Below are 20,461 nucleotides of genomic sequence, written 5' to 3'. Positions count from 1 at the left end.
AAATTATAATATAAAATTTCAACTAATATATTATTCGTATTGTCCTAAAACCTCTTTTATTTTTGCAACAATAATATCTATGGCAACTTTATTATGTCCACCTTCTGGTATTATTAAATCAGCAAATTTCTTTGTAGGTTCTGTGAATTGATTATGCATAGGCTTTACTACATTTAAGTATTGATTTATAACAGACTCTATAGTTCTTCCTCTTTCATTTATATCTCTGACCATTCTTCTTATGATTCTAACATCAGCATCTGTATCAACATAAATTTTTATATCTAGAAGCTCTCTTATTCTTGGATCTTCTAAGATTAATATTCCTTCTACAATAACAATTTCCTTTGGCTCAACCTTAGTTGTATCTTCAATTCTATTATGTATAGAAAAATCATAACTAGGTTTTTGTATAGAATGTCCATTTAAAAGTGATTCTAAATGTGAAACTAAAAGATTGTTATCAAAAGCATTTGGATGATCGTAGTTAGTTTTAACTCTATCCTCCATTGATAAATGGCTTTGATCCTTGTAGTATGAATCTTGTTCTATCATTGCTATACAATCTTCACCAAATTGTCTATATATCTCCTTAGCTATTGTACTTTTACCTGAGCCAGTGCCTCCTGTTATTCCTATAAAAATCGGTCTCTTCATTAGCTCTTTGCCTCCTTGCACTTAATTAACATATCATTTACCTTTACAGGCTTATCTATTTTAACCTTAAATATCATTTGAGCTCTGTTAGCAACATCTATTTTTTCGTCTTTTTCATCTTTCATATCATTCATTTGAATTTCATAATAATCTCCTACTGGAGTTAATACTTCTACTGTGTCCCCTTCGAATAATCTGTTTCTTTGTTCTATAGTTGCTACTTGAGTTTCTTCGTTATAATCTCTAACAACCCCTACAATATCATAATCTCTTATATAAGATGATGATTCATAAACTTGCTCTCCTGATTTTCCAAAGTAAAATCCTGTGTGGTATCTTCTATGACTAACCTTTAAAAGATTATCCATTAATTTTTGATCAAATTCATATCCTTCTGGATCATCCCAATACTTATCTAAAGCTTCTCTGTAAGCTTTAACAATTGCAGCAACATAATATGGACTCTTCATTCTTCCTTCTATTTTAAATGAGTATATACCACTTTTAACAAGCTCTGGTATATATTCTATCATACATAAATCCTTAGAGTTCATTATGTATGTACCTTTATCATCTTCTATAACTTGGAAATACTCTCCAGGTCTCTTTTCTTCCATTAAATAATACTTATATCTACATGCTTGTGAACAAGCTCCTCTATTTGAATCTCTTCCTGTCATGTAGTTTGATATTAAGCATCTTCCTGAATATGCCATGCACATTGAACCATGAACAAATGCTTCTAAATCACAATCTTCTGGTAAATTCTCATGTATTTTTTCAATTTCTTTAAAGCTAAGCTCTCTAGCTAAAACAATTCTTTTAACTCCTAAACTATGCCAAAACTTAGCTGATTTCCAGTTTACATTGTTTGCTTGAGTGCTTAAATGTATTTCTAAATCTGGTGCAACTTCCTTTGCAGTCATTATTATTGATGGATCTGAAACTATTATTGCATCTACATTTAAATCATTAAGTCCTATAATATATTCTTCTAATCCTTCTAAATCTGAATTATGAGGAAATACATTCATAGTAACATAAACGTATTTTCCTCTATCATGAGCATACTTTACACCTTCTGCAATCTGTTCATTTGTAAAGTTATCAGCAAAAGCTCTTAAGTTAAGTTTACTTCCTCCAATATAAACTGCATCTGCTCCAAAATCAATTGCTGTCTTTAATTTTTCTAAGCTACCTGCTGGAGCTAATATTTCTGGTTTTCTCATGTTTGCTACCTCCTCTTAGTTAACGCAATTCCATCTCCCATAGGAATAACAGTTGTTATTAAATTTTCATCATTTGAGACCATATCCAAATACTTTCTCATTCTCTTAACAATAGTTATTTTTCTTCTCTTTACTAAGTCATCAGAAGCAACCATTCCTCTAAACAAAACATTATCTGCTATTATAATTCCATCTTCTTTTAAAAGTCTTAAACATTCCGGTAAAAAATGATTATAATGTCCTTTACCTGCATCCATAAATATCATATCAAATTCATCATCAAGACTTTCTAAAACTTCTAAACAATCTCCCTGTAAAATCTTGATTTTTTCATCTAATCCAAATTTTTCAATATTCTCTGTAGCGTAATTTATCATATTATCATCTCTCTCGATTGTAGTAATATGACATTCTCCATTAGTAGCTTTATTCATCAGTATTGAAGAATAACCTATAGCTGTTCCTAATTCTAATATTTTCTTTGGTTTATTCATAGACACCATAAACTCAAGGAACTTAGCACCTTCCTTTTGTATTATTGGCACCTTATTCTCTTTTGCAAAATCTTCTAATTCTTTTAATTCGTCATCTCTATCTGGAATAAGATCTCTAAGATACTTTTCCATATATTCAAAGGTTACTCCACTCATTTACTCCTCCAAATCTTAGTATCCAAATTCTTTCTTCTTAGCTAGGAAATCTTCATAATTATTAGTAAAATAATGCTTATTATTTGATGGATTCAATAAATAATATATGTAGTCTGTTTTAGCTGGTTTTATAGCAGCTAAAATAGACGGTTTTCCTGGATTACATATTGGTCCAACTGGAAGTCCTTTAATTTTGTATGTATTATATGGTGAATCCACTTTTAAGTCTTTATAAAGCACAGTATCTTTATGCTCTCCTAAAGCATATAAAACTGTAGCATCAATTTGTAAAGGCATGCCTTTTTGTAGTCTGTTGTATATAACAGACGCTATTTCTGCTCGCTCACTATCATCCCTAGCCTCTTTTTCAACCATTGAAGCTACTATTACATATTTCTCATATTCTTCCTTTGGAATAGTAATACCTAGTTCACTTTGTATCTCACTAATTACTCCTTCAAACCTATTAAGCATCATTTCAATTATTTGTTTCGTTGTTGTGCCTTTAGGAATTGCATATGTGTCAGGAAATAAAAATCCTTCTAACTCATATTTTCTTTCATTATTAGGCTTTATATAAGATGGTAATGGATACTCTTTTACTACTTTTAAAAACTCATCTTTTGTGCATATCTTAGATTCTTCTAATTTCTTAGCTATATCCTCTATAGTATATCCTTCTGGAAATGTTATCTTAGCCTCTGATACTTTTCCATTAATTAATACATTTAAAAAATCTTGAAAACTTATGTCACTATTTACGGTATACGTACCTGGTTTTATGCTTTCTTTTATGTTATTAAACTTTATATATATCTTAGAAAAAAATGAACTTCTAAGTACATTTTCATTGTTTAATCTTTCAAAAAGTCCATTTAGTGACTCTCCATCTTTAACTTTAAATGTTATCTCAGCTTGATTAGATTGTAAAGGGCTTTGTTTTATGGAGTTATATTTAACTACAAATACAGCTAAGTTAATCACAAGTAAAATTATGAATATGGATATTAAAACCATACTCTTAGAGTTTTTTAGCCTTTTCACAGTAGTACCCCCTTATATTTTAAGATAAATGACCATGAAGCCATTTATCTTATTATAAATCTTTTTCTCATAAAAACAAACTCGTTTTACTAAATTTTGTTTATGTAAACAAAGTTATAAAAAACTTATTATTTTTTACTTCTATTTATAGCTCTCTTTCTCTCAGCACTATCTAAGATTCTCTTTCTCATTCTTACATTTATTGGAGTAACTTCAACTAATTCATCATTGTTTATAAATTCTAAACATTGCTCTAATGACATTTGTCTTATTGGAGTTAATTTTAAAGCATCATCAGCTCCAGATGATCTTGTATTGGTTAATTGTTTTTTCTTACAAATATTAACATCTATATCATCTGCTCTTGAACATTCTCCACAAACCATTCCAGCATAAACTTCTGTACCTGGTTCTATGAATAAAGTTCCTCTTTCTTGAGCATTGAATAATCCATATGTAACTGCTTCTCCTGATTCAAATACTACGATTGATCCTCTACTTCTTCCTGAGATTTCTCCTTTGTATTTCTCAAATCCATCAAATACATGGTTCATTATTCCATTACCCTTTGTATCTGTCATGAATTCATTTCTAAATCCTATAAGTCCTCTTGCAGGTATTTTGAACTCTAATCTAGAATATCCATTAACAGCTGAAGTCATATTTACCATTTCAGCTTTTCTAGGTCCTAATTTTTCCATAACAGGTCCCATAAATTCCTCTGGAACATCTATAGTTAAATGCTCAATTGGCTCAACCTTAACACCATTTTCATCTATCTTTGTTATAACGTTTGGTTTAGAGACTTGGAATTCATACCCTTCTCTTCTCATTGTTTCTATAAGTATTGAAAGATGTAATTCTCCTCTACCACTTACTTCGAAACAATCTGGAGTTATTTCTTTAACTTTTAAACTTACGTTAGTTTCTAACTCTTTTAATAATCTGTCTCTTAAATGTCTTGAAGTTACGAAATCACCCTCTCTACCTGCAAACGGTGAGTCATTAACCATAAAGTTCATGTTTAATGTAGGCTCGTCTATTTTAACAAATGGTAATCCTTCTGGATTTTGTGCATCTGTTATAGTTTCTCCAATATTTACGTCAGATATACCACTTATTGCAACTATATCTCCTAATTGTGCTTCATCAACCTCTATTCTTTTTAACCCATCATGAGTGTAAAGACTTGATATTTTGAATTTAGTTACTGTTCCATCTTGTCTTACAATAGCAGCTTGTTGGTTTTTCTTAGCTATTCCTCTAGTTATTTTACCTATAGCTATTTTACCAACATATTCACTTGAATCTAAAGTTGTAACTAGCATTTGTAAGCTATCTTCTATAGATCCCTTTGGTGATTCAACTTTTTCTATTATAGTATCGAATAGATCCTTCATGTTATCTTTTGGATCATCTATGTCAATTGTAGCTACTCCATCTCTAGCTGAAGCATAAACTATTGGAAAATCTAATTGCTCATCATCTGCACCAAGCTCTAAGAATAATTCAAATATTTCATCAATAACTTCCTCTGGTCTAGCATCTGGTTTATCTATTTTGTTTATAACAACTATTGGTTTTAATCCTAACTCAAGAGCTTTTCTTAAAACGAATTTTGTTTGAGGCATAGCTCCTTCATATGAATCTACTACAAGTAAAACACTTTCTACCATTTTAAGCACACGTTCAACCTCTCCACCAAAGTCAGCGTGTCCTGGTGTATCTATTATATTTATTTTAACTCCGTTATAATGAACTGCTGTATTTTTTGAAAGTATTGTGATACCTCTTTCTTTTTCTAAGTCATTTGAGTCCATTACTCTCTCTTCTACTTTTTCGTTTGTTCTAAAAACGTTACTTTGTCTTAATAATGCGTCCACTAAAGTTGTTTTACCATGGTCAACGTGAGCGATTATAGCTATATTTCTAATATCATTTCTTGTAAATTCGTTACTCATTATATTTATTCCTCCAATTTTATGTGCATAAAAAATTGGATACTATTTAAGTACCCAATTTTCTTTACCTTATTAGATTCTACTGTTAAGCTAAAAAAAAGTCAACACAACATTTTTTACTTAAACAGTTACATTCTACATTATCATCTAATTTTTTTATATTTCCATTATTATTGGTAATATCATTGGTTTTCTCTTGGTTTTTTCATAAAGGAAACTTCTAAGACCATCTCTTATGTTAGATTTTATAGTAGCCCAGTCACAGATTCCCTTTTTCTCACAATCTCTTAAAACATCTTTTACTATTTCTTTAGCTTCATCCATTAAGTCTTCTGATTCTCTTACATAAACAAAACCTCTTGATATAATATCTGGTCCTGCTACCACTGAAGCAGTTTCTTTTGAAATAGTAACTACTACTGTAAGAATTCCATCTTGTGAAAGATGTTTTCTGTCTCTTAAAACTATGTTTCCTACATCACCAACTCCAAGTCCATCAACAAAAATTTGTCCTGAAGTAACTGATCCATTCTTTTTAATTGAATCTCTAGTAATTTCTATAATATCTCCATTTTCAGCTATCATAAAATTATTTTCTGATAATCCAACATCAACAGCTAACTCTGCATGCTGTTTAAGATGTCTATACTCACCATGAACCGGTATAAAGAATTTAGGCTTAACAAGAGCTTGCATAAGTTTCAGCTCCTCTTGACAAGCATGACCTGAAACATGGACATCTGCTAATTTTCCATACACTACTTCTGCTCCTTTTTTGAAAAGTTGATTGATAACCTTAGAAACTAACTTTTCATTTCCTGGTATAGGTGTTGCAGATAATATTACTGTATCTCCCTCAATGATATTAACTTTTTTATGCTCTGAAGATGCCATTCTAGCTAATGCTGACATTGGTTCTCCTTGGCTTCCTGTAGTTATTATAGTGACTTGCTCATTTGGATATTTATTTATAGCATCTATGCTAATAAAAGAATCTTTATCTATTGTTAAATATCCTAGCTCTATTGCAACCTGAACTATATTTTCCATACTTCTTCCTGAAACAGCAATCTTTCTTCCTGTCATTTCTGCTGCTTCAACAATTTGCTGTATTCTATGAATATTTGAAGCAAATGTTGCTATTATTATTCTTCCCTTTGCTCCAATAAATATTTTTTTAAGATTTTCTCCTACAGCCCTCTCTGACATTGTATATCCTGGTCTCTCTACATTAGTAGAATCAGCCATCATTGCAAGAACTCCTTTTCTTCCCAATTCTGCAAATCTAGCAAAATCCATTACCTCTCCGTCAGTTGGCGTATAGTCTACTTTAAAATCACCTGTATGAAGTACAACTCCTAATGGTGTATGCACTGCTATAGCAACTGAATCTGCTATACTATGATTAGTTTTTACAAATTCAACAGATGATGATTTTAATTTTATAATATCTCTTGGTTTAACTCTTATAAGCTCTGTCGTACTTAATAAACCATGTTCTTTTAGTTTTGTTTCAACTATTCCTAAAGTAAGTTTTGTTCCATAAACAGGTACATTTAAATTTTTTAACACATAGGGTAAAGCACCAATATGATCTTCATGTCCATGAGTTAAAAATATTCCTCTAACTTTTTCTGCATTTTTAACAAGATATGATACGTCTGGAATAACTATATCAATACCAAACATATCTTCGTCTGGGAACTTTAGTCCACAGTCAACTACAATTATATCCTCTTTAAATTCTATAACAGTTAGATTTTTACCTATCTCATTCAAACCACCTAAAGGTATAATTTTAACCTTTAGCTTTTCACGTTTCATATTTTCCCTCCTCTTTTTTGTAGTAGTACGCTTATGTATAAAAGAGGTTTCCTCATTTGAGAAAATTTCTCTATTCATTTCTACAATCCTTGCATATTCCGAAAAACTTTACTGTATGATCTAATATTTCAAATCCATATTTAGTTTCAATCTCTTCTTCTAGTTCATCTAATAAATCCGCTTCAACCTCATAAACTTTTCCGCATTTATTACAAACTAAATGATGGTGTCTATGCTGTTCATCATCATGAGCAAGTTCATATCTACTACATCCATCTTCTAAATCTAACTTATAGATTACACCCATCTCTTCTAGAAGAATTATTGTTCTATATACGGTAGCTAATCCAATCTCTGGACAACTTTTCTTAACCTCGTCATAAATTTCCTCAGCAGTTAAGTGTTTGCCCTCATTTTGTATTATAGTATCAACTATAGCTCTTCTTTGAGGAGTTAACTTATAACCCTTCTTCTTTAATTCTTCTTTTAAAGCATCAAAATCTACTGAAGCTGTATTTACCATATTAAAACCTCACTTTACCGTTATTCTTCTTCTGCGAATAAAGTTGCATAAGCTTCTTCTATCATTTCAATTTCAAAATCATTCTCAACTGGAGCTAAAGTTTCTTCTCCATATTCATCTTGAACAACTTGCATAGCTATAACTACGTCTTCCTCACCTTCTGGTGATAATAAGAAATATTCTTTTTCTTCTATATCTAATTTAGTTACTACGTTGAATGTTGTTTCTATTCCTTCTTCATCAACTAAAACTATTGGTTGTAAATCGTTATTCATTTTAACTTCTCCTTTTTATTTTGATATTCTGTCTAAGTATCCTTGTAATATATAAGTAGCCGCTATTTTGTCGACTATTTTTTTTCTCTTAGCTCTTGATAAATCCGCTTCTAGCATTGCTCTATGAGCAGCAACTGTTGTAAGCCTTTCATCCCAAAACTCTATTTTACCATCAAATGATTTTTCAATTTGTTCACATAAATTTTTAACCATTTCTCCAGATGGTCCTATTGTTCCATTCATATTTTTGGGCATACCTGCAACTATAGTTTCCACTCCATACTCTTTGCATATTTTCATGACTGACTCTACATCTTTAGTGTAGCAATCTCTTTTTATAGTTGTTACACCTTGAGCTGTCCATCCAAGTGGATCACTTACTGCAACACCTATAGTTTTACTTCCGATATCTAAACCTAAAATTCTCATTGAATCTCCTTACATAAACGAAAGAGTACCCTTTCGGGCACTCCTTGTTATTTTATATCTAGATAAGATTTTATAACTTCTTCAAGTATTTCATCTCTTTCCAGTTTCCTTACTAAAGCTCTTGCCCCGTTGTAATTAGTAATGTAAGTAGGGTCACCTGAAATTAAGTATCCAACTAGCTGATTAACCGGGTTATAGCCTTTTTCCTTTAGTGAGTTGTATACATCAGTTAATATTGATTTAGTTAAATCTTCCTTATTTTTACTAAAATCAAACTGCATTGTGTGATCAAAATTGTTGCTCATAACATGCTGCTTACTAGCAGCTCACCCCCTTACAGTAAATATATTTTAACTTTATATATTTACATATATTATTATCTTTTAAATTAGTTTTTATTCACGCTTTACTTTATAATCATTATAAACTATATTTGCATAAAAGTACAACTATTTTACAAGTAATTCTACAACTTCTTTTGCTTTTTCTAACGCTTTAGCTATATTTTCTGGATTTTTTCCACCAGCTTGAGCCATGTCAGGTCTTCCACCACCTCCGCCGCCTACAACTGCTGCAACTTCTTTGATAACTTTTCCACAATGAACTCCATTTGCTAATGAATTTTTAGTTGCCATAGCTACTAAGTTTACTTTTCCACCATTATCACTTGCTAAAACAACTATTCCATTATTTAATTTATTTCTAACTTTATCAGCTAAATCTCTTAATGAATTTCCATCAACATCTTTTAATTCTGCTGTAACTAATTCAACTCCATTTATTTCAACTTTATCTTTTAATATGTCATCTTCAGCACCCTGAACTAATTTAGCTTTAAGTTCTGATATTTCTTTATCTTTTTCTTTTAATTCATGAGCTTGAGCTGCTATTCTCTTAGCAATATCTTTTTCATTACATTTAAGCATTAAAGCGGCTTCTTTAAGCATATTATTTTTAATTTCCATGAATTTTAATGCACTTATTCCAGTAACAGCTTCTATTCTTCTTATTCCAGCAGAAACTCCTGATTCTGAAACTATCTTAAATAATCCAATTTCTCCTGAGTTAGCTACATGAGTTCCTCCACATAATTCTTTTGAGAAATCTCCAACTGAAACAACTCTTACTTTTTCAGCATACTTTTCATCGAAAAGACAAGTTGCTCCGCTGTTTCTAGCTTCATCTAATGACATTTCTTTTGTATCAACTACAGATACAGCCATAATTTTTTCATTTACTAATAATTCAACTTTTTCTAATTCTTCTTCTGTTAAAGCTGCAAAATGAGTAAAGTCAAATCTTAATCTTTCTTCATCAACATATGAACCTGACTGATTTACATGATCTCCTAAAACTTCTTTTAAAGCCTCATGTAACATATGTGTAGCCGTATGATTTTTACATATGTTAGATCTTCTTGAAGCATCAACTGATAATTTAACTTCTTGACCTTCTTTTAAGCTACCTTCTATAACCTTAATATAGTGAACAAATTTTCCACCAACATTCTTCTTACAATCTGTAACTATTGCCATTCCAGTTGCTGAAGTTATATTTCCTCTATCTCCAACTTGACCTCCCATTTCAGCATAAAAAGGAGTTTTGTCAGTTAATAAGAAACCTTCTTCTCCTTCTGAAAGTTCAGATTTAAACTCTTCATTATTTCCTAGTACTATAACTTTTGAATTAAGTTCTAAATTAACATATCCATCGAATTCAGTAACTATTGAAGCATCCACTTTGTTAACTGGACTTTCTTCACTTCCCATGTAGCTACTTTCTCCTCTAGCATTTCTAGCTCTTTCTCTTTGCTCTTTCATTTCTTTATTAAAGTTTTCTATATCTAACTCTAATCCTTTTTCTTCTAATATTTCCTGAGTAAGCTCTAGAGGGAATCCATAAGTATCATATAATTTGAAAGCTTTAGCTCCTGATAAAACTTTCTCATTTTTTTCTTCCATTTCTGAAATATAACTCATAAGTATATCCATACCTGAGTCTATTGTTTCGTTAAATCTTTCTTCTTCTAATTTAATTATTTTCTTAATATAATCAGCTTTTTCTTTTAATTCTGGATAAGCTTCACCATAATTTTCAACTACAGCATCAACCATTTCATTTAAGAATATATCTTTAACTCCTAAAAGTCTTCCATGTCTAGCAGCTCTTCTAAGAAGTCTTCTTAAAACATATCCTCTACCTTCATTTGATGGTTGAACACCGTCGCATATTAAGAAAGTAACACTTTTTCCATGGTCAGTTATTATTCTTAATGATACATCTTTGTCTTTATCTTCTCCATATTTAGAATTTGTTAATTCACATGCCTTATTTAATATGTTTTTAACTGTATCTATTTCGAAGATATTATCTACACCTTGCATTATTGTGGCTATTCTTTCTAAGCCCATACCTGTATCTATGTTCTTTTGAGCTAATTCATTGTAGTTTCCTTCTTCATCTTTATCAAATTGAGTGAAAACTAAGTTCCAGAATTCAACTATTCTATCAGCATCTGAAGCTTCTAAGAATTCTTCTACAGTTTCAACCTTTCCCTCTCCTCTATCAAAGTGAATCTCTGTACAAGGACCACAAGGACCTACTCCTATTTCCCAGAAGTTATCATCTTTTCCTAATCTGAATATTCTACTTGGATCTACGTCTGTTTTACTAGTCCAAATATCATAAGCTTCATCATCATCTAAATATATAGTTACATATAATTTGTCCTTTGGAATTCCTAGAGTTTCTGTTATGAATTCCCAAGCCCAAGGAATTATTTCTGATTTGAAGTAATCTCCAAATGAGAAGTTTCCTAACATTTCAAAAAAGGTACCATGTCTTGATGTTTTACCAACATTCTCTATATCACCAGTTCTTATACATTTTTGGCAAGTTGTTATTCTTTTTTTTGGTGGTTCTTCTAAACCTGTGAAATAAGGTTTAAGTGGTGCCATTCCTGCATTTATTAATAATAAACTCTTATCATTTTTAGGTACTAACGGAAATGACTGTAATCTTAAATGACCTTTGCTTTCAAAAAAGCTTAAATATTTTTCTCTTAATTCATTTGCTCCCATGAATTTCATAATTTATCCCTCCAAATTTTATGTATTTATCCTTTAGACTTCAAGTTTAATATGATATTTATAAAATAAGATCAAACTCTCTACTTAGCTCTAGATATTGTTTTATTTTATAATTAGTTTCACACATAAAAAAAGACCATAAAACAAACACCCCTAATTAAAAAGGGACGAAATCCTATGCTCCGCGGTACCACCCTAATTATGTAAAACTACATCACTCTAAAAATATAGCTCAAAGATAGCTTCAACATATCTTTTAAGAAGTTTTCACCAACCACTTCCTCTCTGATTAAAAGATAAATGCCTACTCATTCTCGTCAACGCTTTTCATTAAGTTATTATAGGCAAATTATAAAAAAAATTTCTTTACCTGTCAATATAATTACCAATTATATATCTCTATTTCTTATATATCTATTTCTTTAATTCTTATTCCTTATCTATAATATGAATAATTTAATCTATTTAAAAACTATCTTTACTTAATATTTTATCATAAAAACATATAATAATCACAATCCTCAAATAAAACTTTAATAACAACAGCTATAGGAACTATAAAAACCATTCCCATAAGACCTCCTATTTGTTCTCCAATTAAAAGTAATATTATGATTAATATTGGATGCATATCTATACTTTCGGCTGTAATTTTAGGTGCTATTAAATTCCCTTCAATTTGTTGAATTATTAAAAATGTCAATATAACCCATAAAATTTTATTCGGTCCTTCTACTAGTGCCACAACTATAGCAGGTATTGCACCTAAAACCGCTCCAAAATACGGTATAATATTAAGTAATGCATTTAAAACTGCTAATAATAGAGGAAACTTTATTCCTAATATAAGCATTCCTATAAATGTCATAACTCCAACAACTAAGCTTAAAATTAATTGTCCTAAAATATACTTACCCAATACTTTATCAATATCTCTTCCTAAGTTTTTCAATAGAGTTCTTTTATCCATTGGACAACAATATAAAAATTTATTAGATAACAAATCTCCATAAGCTAAAAAATAATATGCTAATACAGGTATAACAGCAAAAGCTAAAATATTCTCTGAAAAACTGATTAAATTATTTATAATATCATTTGCAAAATTAACTAATAATATATTTAATTTCTCAATAACTTGACTTTCAACAACATCCCAAACTCCTAATTCCATAAACTTCATCTTCATAATTAAATCATTTATAAAGACTTCTATACCATTTATTAAATCATCAAAACTTTCTCCCTCCTTAAACATACTTGGAATTAGAGCTGTTAAAAAAAATAACATAAAAAAAATTACGCTAAGCACTATAGACATAGCTAAAAAATTTTTATTTATTTTTGTTTTTTCATATAAAAATCTATATAGAGGTCTAAGAATGTATGAAAAAATTCCTGATACAAGTACTATAAAACTAATATCCCTAAAAGCTTCAAATTGATATAAAAGGAATATAAATAAGATAATCACAAATGTTAGTATTAAACTTTTTATAAATCTTTTTTTATCTTTTAAAGTTATAAACATCCCTACTCCTCCCTTTTAATTTTTTTCAACCAAAATATTTTCTTGGAATCATTCTGAAATTTATATTTTTATTACCAAAAAATAAGATATTTTCTTCCCCTAAAATAGTTTCTTTTAATTGTATGACTCTTTTGCCATTTCTAAATTTATCAAACAATCCACTTACTACTATTAGTCCTCTTATATAAAAGTCATAGTCTATTAAAATATCTTCTAATATTCCTATCATATGACCATCCTTATTTATAATATCAAAGTTTTTTATCTGGCTAAATTTTAATCCTCTATGCACATGCACTCCTTCCACCATAATGGTATCACTTAAAGAAATAACGTTAGTTAAATCCACATAATCTCTATTTGAAAATAATTTTTTTGTTATTATAAAACCAATAACTTTTCCATTAAAATAATCTATAGCAAGATCGCAAACTACTCCAACATTTTTTCCATTAGAATCAAAAACTTTAAGCCCAATTAAATCTCTTATTCTATACACCTAAAATTCATTCCTTTCTAATCTAAGTAAAGCCATCAGTAATATATCTAGTATTATCTAAATCCCTCCCCAAAATACATATTTTAAAATATATTTTAAACATTTTCTTTATTAATAATACCAAAACAATAAAGTATTCTTTTACTTTTCATAAAATCAAAAAAGTAACTATCTCTAGAGATAGTTACTCATATACATAAATAGTTTTTCCGTCCTTAATTGTTTCTATAACTTTAATTTTATCAATTTCATTACTATTTGCTTCTAAAGGATTCTGATCTAAAATTACAAGATCAGCTTTATTACCAACTCTCAAGCATCCTTTTTGATTTTCTTCAAAATATTGATAAGCAGGATATACAGTTATAGCCTTAAGTGCTTCTTGAATTGTTATTCTTTCATTTTCACCAATACTAACTCCATTTTTTGTTTTACGATTTACAGCACACCATAATGTTTTTAACATATCAGGTGGTAATACAGGAGTATCCTGATGGAATGTAAATGGTATATTCAAATCAACAGCATCTTTAGCTGGTGAAATAAAACTAGCTCTTTCAATTCCAAAGTTTTGTATATGAATATCTCCCCAATAATATGTATGTGCAATAAAAAAACTTGGAATCATATTAATCTTTTTCATACGTTTTAATTGATCTTTCCTAACAAGTTGAGCATGAATCATAACTGGACGCATAGAATCTAACTCAGGATGATCATAAATAACCTTTTCAAACTGTGTTATATATTGTTCAGCCGCTGCATCTCCATTACAATGTGCTAATAATTGTTGATGATCTTGTAAAGCCTGGTAAATAAGCTTATATAATTCTTCATCTGACAAAACAGGATATCCATAATAATTATCACTATTTCTATATGGGAATGTAATCCAAGCAGTACGTCCTTGAGGAGAACCGTCTATAAAAGTTTTATATCCACCTAATTTGAAATGATTTTTATATTGATTTTTATAAGTATCTTGTTGTTTCATTAACTCTCGACAATTAGCTAAATCTATATATCCTACTACATCTAACTTCAATATATTTAAAGATGATGCATATTGTAACAAATTAAATAGTGGTTTTGTAATCATACCATCTTGAATTGTAGTTATACCATAACTTGCATAAATATCTTGAGCTTTTTGAATAAGTTCTATCATACGTTCCGTTTTAATCATAGGTACCTTATTTTGAAAACCTATAAAAGCATTTTCTTCCATATATCCATTAGGCTCTAATCTATTTCCTACACGACCATATCTTCCACCTTCTGGATCATTTGTTTCAACTGAAATATTTTGACATTGCATTGCTAGTGTATTAGCTACCCCCATATGTGAAGATGCATGTACAATTACCACTGGATGTTCAGTTGAAATTTTATCTAATAAAAATTTATCTGGATGTTTTTTTTCAATAAGAAAGTTTTGATCATAATGACTTCCGTAAACCCATTCTCCTTTAGGAATATGATTATCATTAATAAACTTTTTCATTAATAAAACCACATCTTCAAAAGATTGAGCTTGTGATAAATCACATTGTGACAATGAATTAGCTAACCCAATAAAATGACTATGCGCATCAATAAATCCTGGCAACAAGGTCTTTCCTTTTAAGTCAATAATCTCATCTCCATTGTCTTTCATAGATAAAATATCTTTCTTTAATCCTAAAGAAATGATTTCTCCATTCTCAATACATAAAGCTTCCACATATGGATTACATTCATCCATTGTTATTATAGCTCCATTGTAAAATATCTTCTTCATAAAAACCTCCTACACTCTCACTTCATAATTACCAACAATTTGGGTACCTTCCGTGATTACAACAAATGCATCTGGATCTTCTTCTTCTAAAAATTGTATAAGATATTGAATTTCATATTTTGAAAGCACACTCATAACAACGTAAGTATCACTTTCGGTATAACCGCCAACACCTTTCCAATACGTTGTTCCTCTTTGTAAATCATTTATAATTTTTTTATGAATATCTTTCTTTTTTGTGAAAATCATGACACTTGTATTGATATTTTGCAAATGAATTCTATCAACAACCATTGAGTATACTGCTGAATAAATAATTGAATAAATAGCTACAGGTAATTCAAATAAAATTGCACATGTTCCATATATAAATGCATTAATAATTAATACTAGTTTACCAACACTAAAGTTCTTATATTTTTGTGTAAAATACAATCCTAAAATATCTGCTCCTCCACCAGTTCCACCAAAACGCAAAGTTATTCCTACACCTACACCAGCCATAATCCCACCTATTAAACATGCTGCTATATATTCATTTATAATAGGATTTTGTGGAATAGGAATAAAAGAAAATAAAATCGTTTGTGTAACTACACTAAAAACTGTTTTTAAAAAAAGTGATTTTCCAAAATGTCGATAAGCGAGATATAACAAAGGTAAATTAATTATAAAGTTAATTATTCCAGCTATATCAAAAGATTTAGGCAATTCTACACTAGACTGTATTAAAGTACGAATAATTTGAGAAATTCCTACAGTCCCTCCATTATATAAACCAATTGGTACTATAAACCAATTTAATCCTGCACAAAAAAGAAATGAACCTAACAATATATATATATAATCTTTAAATATTTTTTGTTTCCCCATAAAACATCTCCTTTATTATTGAAAAGGAATAAGAAAATCTCATCCCTTTTCAATAATTTTATTTATCTTTGAGAACAAATTGTTGTCCACCAGCTAAATAATCAATTAAAATAATTTCTTCTTCTTTGATATGCCCAACAACATTAGTTTTCCCATAATTAGGCATATCCTGTAAAGCAATTTGAACTTCACCAGCATATTGTCCATAAAGATCATTATCAATCAAAATATCACCTTTATGAATATCAACAGTATTAAACGGTGGTATTTCACCCTTAATTAAACGACTTTCTAAAGAACGAATAAGATATTCATTAACATCATTCCTACATGATAATTGCATATGTAAACGTTCGACCATAAATTGTGGAACACCTTCAGCAAGCTCTACATGAAATTCAATATGTTCAGTATTTGATTTTGCTATAGCTTTTAATTCTTCTTGACTAGCAAAACAATTTCCAATAATAATATCATTTACAATATTCATCATCATCAAATGTTTAAATTGAATATCTAATGGAAGATTACGATGCATCTCAATAGTCGGTAATCCTTCTGTAACTGGCCAAGGTCCAAATGCATCTTCTTGTTGAGATGAAATAAATACAGAACATCTAATATTATGTCTATTCCATATATGTGTTGATTCAATAAAACGTTCTAAAGCAATTCCTGTAAAACGATGTGGATAATAATTATGACATCCCATAATCATATCCTTTTCTCCACCAGCAGCCAAAACAGTAGCAACATGGTCAGCTGTTCCACCAGCATTCATACAAACTTTAATACCATATTTATTTTTTGTAAGAAAGGCTTCTTCTAATGAAGACATTCCATAATCTAAACGCATGACATCAACATGTAATATTTCAAAGAAACTTAAATCTAAAGGTCCTTTAAATAAAGAGGCATTCACACCAATCTTATCGAAAACTTGTGGATTCACATCAGCAATAATCTCAAAACCTAATTCTTTAGCTTTTGAGGTATAAGGTAAATAATTCTCTATAATCTCTTCTCTTGTTCCTTTAGCATCTAAAAAAGCAATAAATAAAATATCAAACCCATAAAATCTTGCCATTTCTAGGTATTTTATATTAGCTTCTTTAGATGCTAAATCAGGATATAAAGAAATACCTAATCTTTTTTTCATATTAGTCTCCTTTTATATTAATCCAAATCTTCTCCATTAGATTCAATACACTTTTTGTACCAATAAAAAGAATCTTTGCGATAACGATTTAATGTTCCTCGTCCATTATTATCTCTATCAACATAAATAAATCCATAACGTTTTTTCATTTCACCTGTTGATCCACTAATTAAATCAATGCATCCCCAAGGCGTATAAGCAATTAAATCAACTCCATCTTCTAAAGCTCCAGCCATAGCTTCAACATGCTCACGTATATAATCAATACGATATCGGTCATGTATCTTATTATCTTCTGTTAATTCATCAATAGCTCCTAACCCATTTTCTACAATCATTAATGGAATTTGATAACGAGCATATAACTCATTTAAATAAAAACGTAATCCTATTGGATCTAAAGCCCATCCCCAATCACTAAATTTCAACTTTGGATTTTTTATACCTAAAGAAATATTTCCTCTATCAATATTTTCATTTTTACATCCAGCTGCACATGTACTGCTATAATAAGAGAAAGAATAAATATCAACAGTACCTTCTTTTAAATCCTTCTTATCTTGTTCCGTTATATCTAACTGAATACCTTTTTCATTCCAAATGCGTTTTGCGAAAAAAGGATATTCACCACGAACCATAACATCTCCACAATAATATACAGTTTCTTCTCTTCTCTTTTGAGCTGCTAACATATCTAAAGGGTCACAAGTTAATGGATAAGTACAAATTCCTGCAACCATACATCCAACTTTATAATCTGAATCTATTTTATGAGCACGCTTAACTGCACGTGCACTTGCTACAAATTGATTATGTAAAGCCTGATAATGTTTATTTATAACTTTTTTACTTGGAGGTGTTCTAAAGAAATCTAACATTAATGTTAAACTATTAATTTCATTAAACGTCAACCAGTATTTTACTAATCCTTTATATTCATTAAAAACAACATCTGTATAACGATCAAAACATTCAATTAATTTTCGATTTGACCATCCACCTAATTCTTGCTCTAAATAAAGAGGTGTTTCATTATGCAATAATGTTACTAATGGTTCAATACCATGCTTCTTTAACTCTAAAAATACATCTCTATAAAAATCTAATCCTGCTTGATTAGGTTTTTCTTCAATTCCTTTAGGAAAAATTCTTGCCCATGCAATTGACATACGAAAAACTTTAAATCCCATTTCTGCAAATAAAGCAATATCTTCTTTATATCTATGATAAAAATCAATAGCTTCATGGTTAGGATAAAACTCTCCATCTAAGACTGTTCTTTTGGCCCCTTCTGGTAATGGTTCAAATAACCAAGCTGCCTTTCCTGTTGTTCCATCTGGCATAATATATGTTGCACGTCTTGGCATTTTTGCTGAACCAGCTAAATCAGTATCAACAGAAGTCATACCCTTTCCATCAAGATTCCATCCACCTTCACATTGATTTGCAGCAGTTGCTCCACCCCATAAAAAATTCTCTGGAAATCTCATATAAATTCTCCTCTCCTGAATATTATAAGTGGATATATTTTCATACACCCACTTATAATTTATTTTTATTAATTATTTTTTGTTATGTTAACTGTTTTTTGTTCTTCCGCTAATTTTTCAGCATCATAAACTTTAACAAATGGCCAATATATAAATATAGCAATAATTGTTCCTAAATAAGGAAATAAGAAATTTGTAATTCCATTTGTTGATAATAACTGACCTAATCCTAATGGCATATTTGATAAGATTGGTGCAAATGGTATAGAAAGAATACCAGTAGAGAAACCAATATAACCTAAAATCCAAACAACAGCACTTGAAATAATCATAGGTAAAGCTAACATTGGATTTAATATAACAGGTGTTCCAAACATAACTGGTTCACTAATTCCAAAGAAACCTGGAATTAATCCCATTTTACCTACAGTTTTTAATTGTACTGATTTACATCTTGATAAAACAATCGATAGCGCTAACATACATCCCATACCACCTGCATAACCATAAGTCATCATAAAAATAGGTTGGAAAACAGGCGCTTGTCCAGCAGCAATTAAATCAGCATTCTGTAAACAGCCTGCAATATAAATTGGAATTAACGGTGCATTGACTAACCCGCCATGAATACCAATAGCCCAAAAACAACTACTTAGTAATCCTAATCCAAACATAATTAATGGATTTGTAATCTTATCTACAACAGGCATAACAATTCCCATAATTAAAGCCGGTAAAGAAGCTTTTAAAAAAGTTAATAGTATCACATTAATACCATAAAGAATAATAACATTCAAAGCAAACGGGATAATTGATGAGAATGATGAAGCAACATATGGAGGAATTGAATCAGGCATTCTAAATGTAATATTCTTGTCACGACAGAATTTTGTAATATTAACACTTAAAAACACAACAAACAGTCCACCAAACATTCCTGTAGATCCCATAAACGTTGCAGCCATCATACTAACTTTATTGATAACATCTAAAGCACTTCCATTATTAAAAGCATTAGCAACTTCAGTATATAAGACTGCATCTTGCATTGGTGCAGCAACCATTAAGAAAACAGTCATTGCCATAAGCGAAGTCATTAATGGATCTAATTTTAAACTTTTTGCATAATTATATGCAGTAGAAATAACAACAATAAAACCTAATATTCCCATTGTCATATTATATGGTGTAATAATAATATCGTGATATGTTGTTGCCCAATTGTTCCATCCTCTTAAAAAGTTTGAAATAAATCCAGTTCCAACTAATAATTGTTCAGTGACAGGAGGATTAGCAATTATATTAACAATACAGCCTAACATAATCATTGGAAATGAAATTGTTAAACCAGCACTAATTGCATTTAAAAACTTAATTTTGGAAATTTTTTGTCCCAAAGGTACCAAATACTTTTGTAGTACTTTCATAAATTTATCCATATATATCTA

At 29.9% G+C, this 20,461-nt stretch carries 18 protein-coding genes and 1 other annotated feature; all 18 genes read right to left on the bottom strand.

What is annotated here, in order from left to right:
* Window positions 1-30: 30 nt before the first annotated feature.
* A complete protein-coding gene (udk, locus tag Q1J60_RS04065; protein WP_060794470.1) occupies window positions 31-657 on the bottom strand; it encodes a uridine kinase in 627 nt (208 codons plus the stop codon).
* Complete coding sequence (locus Q1J60_RS04060; RefSeq protein WP_300258825.1) at window positions 657-1,886, bottom strand: peptidase U32 family protein; 1,230 nt, start codon at window positions 1,884-1,886, stop codon at window positions 657-659. Before Q1J60_RS04060 ends, udk begins: the two co-directional genes overlap by 1 nt.
* A gap of 5 nt (window positions 1,887-1,891) precedes the next feature.
* Window positions 1,892-2,536 carry an O-methyltransferase gene (locus Q1J60_RS04055; RefSeq protein ID WP_300258822.1) on the bottom strand — a complete coding sequence of 215 codons (645 nt, stop codon included), beginning with the start codon at window positions 2,534-2,536 and terminating at the stop codon, window positions 1,892-1,894.
* 15 nt (window positions 2,537-2,551) lie between these two features.
* Window positions 2,552-3,580 carry an endolytic transglycosylase MltG gene (mltG, locus tag Q1J60_RS04050; protein WP_300258820.1) on the bottom strand — a complete coding sequence of 343 codons (1,029 nt, stop codon included), beginning with the start codon at window positions 3,578-3,580 and terminating at the stop codon, window positions 2,552-2,554.
* Window positions 3,581-3,708: 128 nt separating this feature from the next.
* The gene (gene typA / locus Q1J60_RS04045; RefSeq protein ID WP_300258817.1) at window positions 3,709-5,541 is read right to left on the bottom strand and encodes a translational GTPase TypA; all 1,833 of its coding nucleotides are present in this window, start codon (window positions 5,539-5,541) and stop codon (window positions 3,709-3,711) included.
* Window positions 5,542-5,697: 156 nt separating this feature from the next.
* Window positions 5,698-7,365, bottom strand: a complete 1,668-nt coding sequence (locus tag Q1J60_RS04040) for a ribonuclease J (protein ID WP_300258814.1) — start codon at window positions 7,363-7,365, stop codon at window positions 5,698-5,700.
* Window positions 7,366-7,435: 70 nt separating this feature from the next.
* On the bottom strand, window positions 7,436-7,888 hold the full coding sequence (locus Q1J60_RS04035; RefSeq protein WP_300258812.1) for a Fur family transcriptional regulator: 453 nt from the start codon (window positions 7,886-7,888) through the stop codon (window positions 7,436-7,438).
* Between the two features lie 20 nt (window positions 7,889-7,908).
* Window positions 7,909-8,163, bottom strand: coding sequence for a DUF1292 domain-containing protein (locus Q1J60_RS04030; protein WP_300258809.1), 255 nt, complete (start codon window positions 8,161-8,163; stop codon window positions 7,909-7,911).
* A gap of 15 nt (window positions 8,164-8,178) precedes the next feature.
* On the bottom strand, window positions 8,179-8,592 hold the full coding sequence (ruvX, locus tag Q1J60_RS04025) for a Holliday junction resolvase RuvX (protein ID WP_300258806.1): 414 nt from the start codon (window positions 8,590-8,592) through the stop codon (window positions 8,179-8,181).
* A gap of 47 nt (window positions 8,593-8,639) precedes the next feature.
* Entirely contained in the window at window positions 8,640-8,897 is a 258-nt protein-coding gene (locus Q1J60_RS04020) for an IreB family regulatory phosphoprotein (RefSeq protein ID WP_300258803.1), read from the bottom strand.
* Window positions 8,898-9,041: 144 nt separating this feature from the next.
* Window positions 9,042-11,681: an alanine--tRNA ligase gene (gene alaS / locus Q1J60_RS04015; protein WP_300258800.1), complete on the bottom strand. Its 2,640-nt coding sequence runs from the start codon at window positions 11,679-11,681 to the stop codon at window positions 9,042-9,044.
* Window positions 11,682-11,841: 160 nt separating this feature from the next.
* Window positions 11,842-12,011 (bottom strand) — a binding site (T-box leader).
* Window positions 12,012-12,174: 163 nt separating this feature from the next.
* Window positions 12,175-13,212, bottom strand: coding sequence for an AI-2E family transporter (locus tag Q1J60_RS04010; RefSeq protein WP_300258797.1), 1,038 nt, complete (start codon window positions 13,210-13,212; stop codon window positions 12,175-12,177).
* A gap of 25 nt (window positions 13,213-13,237) precedes the next feature.
* Window positions 13,238-13,711 (bottom strand): PRC-barrel domain-containing protein, encoded by a 474-nt coding sequence (locus tag Q1J60_RS04005; RefSeq protein ID WP_300258794.1) that lies wholly within the window; start codon window positions 13,709-13,711, stop codon window positions 13,238-13,240.
* 184 nt (window positions 13,712-13,895) lie between these two features.
* A complete protein-coding gene (locus tag Q1J60_RS04000) occupies window positions 13,896-15,491 on the bottom strand; it encodes an amidohydrolase (RefSeq protein ID WP_300258791.1) in 1,596 nt (531 codons plus the stop codon).
* Window positions 15,492-15,500: 9 nt separating this feature from the next.
* Window positions 15,501-16,364 carry a YitT family protein gene (locus Q1J60_RS03995; RefSeq protein WP_300258788.1) on the bottom strand — a complete coding sequence of 288 codons (864 nt, stop codon included), beginning with the start codon at window positions 16,362-16,364 and terminating at the stop codon, window positions 15,501-15,503.
* A 58-nt stretch (window positions 16,365-16,422) separates the two neighbouring features.
* Window positions 16,423-17,523, bottom strand: a complete 1,101-nt coding sequence (locus Q1J60_RS03990; RefSeq protein WP_300258785.1) for a DUF871 domain-containing protein — start codon at window positions 17,521-17,523, stop codon at window positions 16,423-16,425.
* 17 nt (window positions 17,524-17,540) lie between these two features.
* The gene (locus tag Q1J60_RS03985; RefSeq protein WP_300258782.1) at window positions 17,541-19,013 is read right to left on the bottom strand and encodes a family 1 glycosylhydrolase; all 1,473 of its coding nucleotides are present in this window, start codon (window positions 19,011-19,013) and stop codon (window positions 17,541-17,543) included.
* 68 nt (window positions 19,014-19,081) lie between these two features.
* On the bottom strand, window positions 19,082-20,440 hold the full coding sequence (locus Q1J60_RS03980; protein WP_300374955.1) for a PTS sugar transporter subunit IIC: 1,359 nt from the start codon (window positions 20,438-20,440) through the stop codon (window positions 19,082-19,084).
* Window positions 20,441-20,461: the final 21 nt, after the last annotated feature.

It is taken from the genome of Clostridium sp., assembly GCF_029258205.1.
Taxonomy (GTDB): domain Bacteria; phylum Bacillota; class Clostridia; order Clostridiales; family Clostridiaceae; genus Sarcina.
Note: the sequence above shows the minus strand (reverse complement) of the source record. Positions and strands in the feature narration are given on the sequence as shown.

What these genes read in the sequence shown, in the direction of transcription:
- Q1J60_RS03990 (WP_300258785.1), bottom strand. Translation starts at nt 17,523, where the DNA reads ATGAAAAAAAGATTAGGTATTTCTTTATATCCTGATTTAGCATCTAAA.
- typA (WP_300258817.1), bottom strand. Translation starts at nt 5,541, where the DNA reads ATGAGTAACGAATTTACAAGAAATGATATTAGAAATATAGCTATAATC.
- Q1J60_RS04000 (WP_300258791.1), bottom strand. Translation starts at nt 15,491, where the DNA reads ATGAAGAAGATATTTTACAATGGAGCTATAATAACAATGGATGAATGT.
- Q1J60_RS04060 (WP_300258825.1), bottom strand. Translation starts at nt 1,886, where the DNA reads ATGAGAAAACCAGAAATATTAGCTCCAGCAGGTAGCTTAGAAAAATTA.
- udk (WP_060794470.1), bottom strand. Translation starts at nt 657, where the DNA reads ATGAAGAGACCGATTTTTATAGGAATAACAGGAGGCACTGGCTCAGGT.
- Q1J60_RS04030 (WP_300258809.1), bottom strand. Translation starts at nt 8,163, where the DNA reads ATGAATAACGATTTACAACCAATAGTTTTAGTTGATGAAGAAGGAATA.
- Q1J60_RS04040 (WP_300258814.1), bottom strand. Translation starts at nt 7,365, where the DNA reads ATGAAACGTGAAAAGCTAAAGGTTAAAATTATACCTTTAGGTGGTTTG.
- Q1J60_RS04035 (WP_300258812.1), bottom strand. Translation starts at nt 7,888, where the DNA reads ATGGTAAATACAGCTTCAGTAGATTTTGATGCTTTAAAAGAAGAATTA.
- Q1J60_RS04020 (WP_300258803.1), bottom strand. Translation starts at nt 8,897, where the DNA reads ATGAGCAACAATTTTGATCACACAATGCAGTTTGATTTTAGTAAAAAT.
- Q1J60_RS03995 (WP_300258788.1), bottom strand. Translation starts at nt 16,364, where the DNA reads ATGGGGAAACAAAAAATATTTAAAGATTATATATATATATTGTTAGGT.
- alaS (WP_300258800.1), bottom strand. Translation starts at nt 11,681, where the DNA reads ATGAAATTCATGGGAGCAAATGAATTAAGAGAAAAATATTTAAGCTTT.
- Q1J60_RS04055 (WP_300258822.1), bottom strand. Translation starts at nt 2,536, where the DNA reads ATGAGTGGAGTAACCTTTGAATATATGGAAAAGTATCTTAGAGATCTT.
- Q1J60_RS04010 (WP_300258797.1), bottom strand. Translation starts at nt 13,212, where the DNA reads ATGTTTATAACTTTAAAAGATAAAAAAAGATTTATAAAAAGTTTAATA.
- Q1J60_RS03985 (WP_300258782.1), bottom strand. Translation starts at nt 19,013, where the DNA reads ATGAGATTTCCAGAGAATTTTTTATGGGGTGGAGCAACTGCTGCAAAT.
- Q1J60_RS03980 (WP_300374955.1), bottom strand. Translation starts at nt 20,440, where the DNA reads ATGAAAGTACTACAAAAGTATTTGGTACCTTTGGGACAAAAAATTTCC.
- ruvX (WP_300258806.1), bottom strand. Translation starts at nt 8,592, where the DNA reads ATGAGAATTTTAGGTTTAGATATCGGAAGTAAAACTATAGGTGTTGCA.